Source organism: Bradyrhizobium sp., assembly GCF_049586575.1.
Lineage (GTDB): Bacteria > Pseudomonadota > Alphaproteobacteria > Rhizobiales > Xanthobacteraceae > Bradyrhizobium.
Map to the genome: position 1 here is coordinate 1 of NZ_JBAVCF010000752.1, position 4,117 is coordinate 4,117.

The following is a 4,117-nucleotide window of genomic DNA, read 5'->3' on the forward strand; positions in this document are numbered from 1 at the left end:
ACGCTGCGGCGATCTGCAATCGATTGCAGCTTCACCGGCCGCTCGGCATCGAAGCGATCATGGTGTCTCGATTGCGTCGCTCGATTGCTGGTCAGCGAAGACGGCAGTTCGCCGAACTGTTCAAGGCAACGCTGGCTGAAAAGCAATCACAGCGTCGCGGATGCATCACGCGGTCTGCCTCTTCATGAGAGCAAGCGGCACGCCGTTGTAGTCGATCCGCTCGAACCTGATCCAGCCGATCCGCGCGTTGAGCGCTTCGCTGCGCTGTGTGAACAGGTACAGCCGTTGGTATCCAAGCCTTGCTGCCTCGTATCGCGGTCGCGTGCGTTATCGTCGTTTGCCCGCGAGTGGGCAGACTTCTGATGTCGGATCAGGCGTCTTCCGTCACCGCCATCGGCTTCGGCGCAACGCCCTCGCCCGGCTTCAAGCGGAATTCGTAAGTCATGAGATGCCAGGGCGCGGATGCCGGCTTGCCATCCGGCATGGTGGGATCGGTACGCTTTTCGACCTTGGCAATCAGCTCGTTCTTCACGCCGAACACCACATCGGTGTCGATGTATTTGTCGCCCTCGACGAAAACATGCGTTACCAACGGCTCGTGTCCGGGCGCATTCACCAGGAAATGCACATGCGCGGGCCGCATCGGGTGTCGGTGCAAGTCCAGGATCATCTGTCCGACCGGACCATCGGTCGGGATCGGATAGCTGCACGGCAGGATAGTCCGGAAGTAAAACCGGCCATCGGCATCGGTAATGAAGCGTCCGCGCGACGACGGACCGGCCGTCTCATAATCCGGCTTCTGTGAATCGTACCAGCCGTCATCGTCCGCATGCCAGATATCGACCGGGACGTTCGCGAGCGGCTTGCCGGCGAGATTGGTGACGCGGCCTTGCACGAACATTTTCTCGCCCTCGAGACTGGGAGAGACGTCGGTGCCGTGCGGCATCGGCTTGTGCTCGCCGACGTAGAACGGGCCGAGCACCGTGGTTTCGGTCGCGCCTTCGCGTTCCCGGTGATTGACGGCGTCCACCAGCATCGAGACGCCCAGCACGTCGGACAACAGGATGAACTCCTGCCGGCTCGGGGTGCATTTCTGGCCGACGCGGGTGAGGAAATCGATCGCGTATTCCCACTCGGCGAAGGTGAGATCGGTTTTGCGGACGAAGCCGTGCAACGATGTCACCAGTTCCTCCATCAGGAATTTGATCCGCGGCTGCTGCACTTCCTCGAAGCTCTTGATGACGGCGGCGGTGAGTTCGGTGTCGTTGAACTGGGGCATTTTTGTTTTGTCCTTGGGGTTTCGCCTATTTACCGGCACCCTACACCAGCGGGCCTACCAAGGTAAGCGGGATGCGATTGGAACGCCGCGCCGATTTCGGCTATTGACGCTGGAACGCACCGCCCCTTTTTCAAGAGATGAAACCCGATGCCAGCTTCAACCACAGCCTCCCCCGAATCCGCCGGCATGTCGAAAGCCGCTTTCGACCGGATCGAGAGACATTTGCGCGAGCGTTACATCGAGGCCGGGCGCTTTCCGGGAGCCCAGCTCATGGTCTACCGGCGCGGCCAACTGGTCCATCACTCGCTGCAGGGTCTTGCGGATATCGAGCGCAAAGCCCCTGTCAAGGACGACACCATCTTCCGCATCTACTCCATGACCAAGCCGATCACGAGCATCGCCTTCATGATGCTGGTCGAGGAAGGCCGCGTCGCACTCGACGAGCCCGTTCATAAATATATCCCGGAGTGGAAGAACCTCGGCGTGTTCCAGGCCGGCATCTGGCCGGCGTTTCTCACCCGGCCGCCGTCCCGGCCGATGCAGATCGTGGACCTGATGCGCCACACCTCGGGCCTCACCTATGGTTTCCAGCAGCGCGGCAATGTGGACGCGGCCTATCGCGAATTGAAAATCGGCGAAGTCGAGAAAGCAGGCACGTTGCAATCCATGATCGCGGATCTGGCGAAAATTCCGCTGGAATTTTCCCCCGGCGAAGCCTGGAACTATTCGGTGTCAACGGACGTGATCGGCTATCTCATCGGCCTCATCAGCGGCAAGCCGTTCGAGCAGTTTCTTCAGGAGCGCATCTTCGATCCGCTTGGCATGAAGGATACCAGCTTCTTTGTGCCAGCCGCCAAGGCCCATCGTCTGGCGGCTTGCTATTCGGCGAGCCCGCAAGGGGCCATGACTTTTCACGCGACCGACCGCAAGGGCGGTCTCACCTTGCAGGACGATCCGGCAACCTCTTCGTTCCTGTCGCCGCCGGCTTTCGTCTCGGGCGGAGGCGGATTGTGTTCGACCGCGGCCGACTATCTCAGCTTCTGCCGAGCGTTGCTCAATGGCGGCGAACTCGATGGCGTCCGCCTGATCGGCCCGAAGACGCTGGCCTTGATGACGTCAAATCATCTGCCCGGCGGCAAGACGTTGCCGGAACTGTCGCGATCGCTGTTTTCCGAGGCGACCTATCACGGCATCGGTTTCGGCCTCGGCTTTTCCGTGACGCTCGATCCGGCACGGACGCTTATTCCCGGCAGCGCCGGTGAATATGCGTGGGGAGGCGCTGCGACGACGTCGTTCTGGATCGATCCGGCGGAGGAATTGATCGCGATTTTCATGACGCAGGTACTGCCGTCGACCGCAACGCCAATCCGGCGCGAATTGCGCACCCTGATCTACTCGGCGATCACCGACAGCAATCTTTAGCGCAGCGCCTGGCGCACAGTTCTGCGTGCACTCAGCCGATCGTCTGCAAGACCGGAAAGGTCTCCAGCAACCAAATGCTGGCGGCCGAGATGCCGCCGGTCAGGAAACCGATTCCCGTAATCACGAGCAGCACGCCCATCGCCTGCTCGACGCGCACGAGATGTCGTTTCATCCGCGCAAACATCGCGGAGAATTGCTCGACCATGAAAGCTGCGATCAGGAACGGAATGCCAAGGCCCGCGGAATAGACCGCGAGCAGACCGGCGCCTTTTTCCACCGTGGATTCCGAAGCCGCAATCGAGAGGATCGCCGCCAGGATCGGCCCGATGCAAGGTGTCCAGCCGAATGCGAAGGCAAGCCCCATCGCATAGGCGCCCCAGAGCCCGACGGGCTTGGGGATCGGCAAGCGCCCTTCCCGCATCAACAGATCAATCCGCGTCAGCCCGAGGAAGTGCAGACCCATCACGACGATGACGACGCCGGCGACGACAGACAACTCCGCCGACCAGGCATGGATGAAGCTGCCGATCAGGGAGGCGCTGGCGCCAAGCGCCACAAACACGGTCGAGAAGCCGAGCACGAACATGACGGCCGACACCATCACCGCGCGGCGGGACGATGACGCCGTTTCGTCATTGGCCACATGCTCGATGGTCGCTCCGGTCAGGTAAACCAGATAGGGCGGTACCAGCGGCAGCACGCAAGGCGACAGGAAGCTGACAAGGCCGGCAATCAGCGCCGCCGGAATCGAGACGTCATGGATCATGGTGGCCGTTGATGTAGCGGATATGCGGAAATCCGCAAATCACGACCCTGCGGGCAGCCGCGTCGTTGCGCCCAATCGGGCGGGCGGCAGCGCTATTTGACCAATCTCAGGGAAACCGGTGACCGCGCGCTGTCCTGCGGTTTCGGCTGAACGGGCATCGAAGTCCCCTCGATTTCCCGCACCATTGCATCGCACAACGCTTTCAACTCCGAATCTTCGATCCGGTTGAGCTTGATCCGAAGCTCGAGAATCACGACAGAAACCAGCTGCGCCGCATCGCGATCGCCGTTCATGATCAGGGAGGCCTGGCACTCCTCAAGGGTTGCCAGCACAGCTCGCAAATTTCCTTCGAAATAGGACACAGCGTGATTCCGTTACCGAGCCAGCGAGATGACCAATGCGATCGGGTCAATGGATGGATCAATACTAACCCGCCCCAAAAACTCCGACGATATTAGGACCGAGAAGATAGATTTCGTCGTTACACAGGTTTGTGACATCGCCCATCAATCCCCGTCTGATTCGGGCCGCAGTGGCTTGGCGCGCGATCGCCGTCTCGGCTGCTGGTGCACCGCGAAAGACGTCGGAGCGAGGTTCGAGGCTTCTGGTTCGGCGTAGCCTCTGGGTGCAAGGCGTTTCCCGGTCCAGAC

4 protein-coding genes are annotated in these 4,117 nt (G+C 60.8%); 1 reads left to right on the forward strand and 3 read right to left on the reverse strand.

All coding sequences use genetic code 11. The features are described 5' to 3' along the window. Positions 1-370 precede the first annotated feature (370 nt). Positions 371-1,279, reverse strand: coding sequence for a dioxygenase (locus WB528_RS27105; protein ID WP_423892422.1), 909 nt, complete (start codon positions 1,277-1,279; stop codon positions 371-373). Positions 1,280-1,426: 147 nt separating this feature from the next. On the opposite strand from WB528_RS27105, the gene WB528_RS27110 reads away from it, so the two are divergent. Continuing rightward, positions 1,427-2,701: a serine hydrolase domain-containing protein gene (locus tag WB528_RS27110; protein WP_423892423.1), complete on the forward strand. Its 1,275-nt coding sequence runs from the start codon at positions 1,427-1,429 to the stop codon at positions 2,699-2,701. A gap of 31 nt (positions 2,702-2,732) precedes the next feature. On the opposite strand, the gene WB528_RS27115 is transcribed toward WB528_RS27110, so the two are convergent. Together WB528_RS27115 and WB528_RS27120 are read right to left on the reverse strand one after the other, a co-directional pair. Further along, the gene (locus WB528_RS27115) at positions 2,733-3,467 is read right to left on the reverse strand and encodes a cytochrome c biogenesis CcdA family protein (RefSeq protein WP_423892424.1); all 735 of its coding nucleotides are present in this window, start codon (positions 3,465-3,467) and stop codon (positions 2,733-2,735) included. Positions 3,468-3,559: 92 nt separating this feature from the next. Further along, on the reverse strand, positions 3,560-3,829 hold the full coding sequence (locus tag WB528_RS27120) for a hypothetical protein (protein WP_423892425.1): 270 nt from the start codon (positions 3,827-3,829) through the stop codon (positions 3,560-3,562). Between the last annotated feature and the right edge of the window lie 288 nt (positions 3,830-4,117).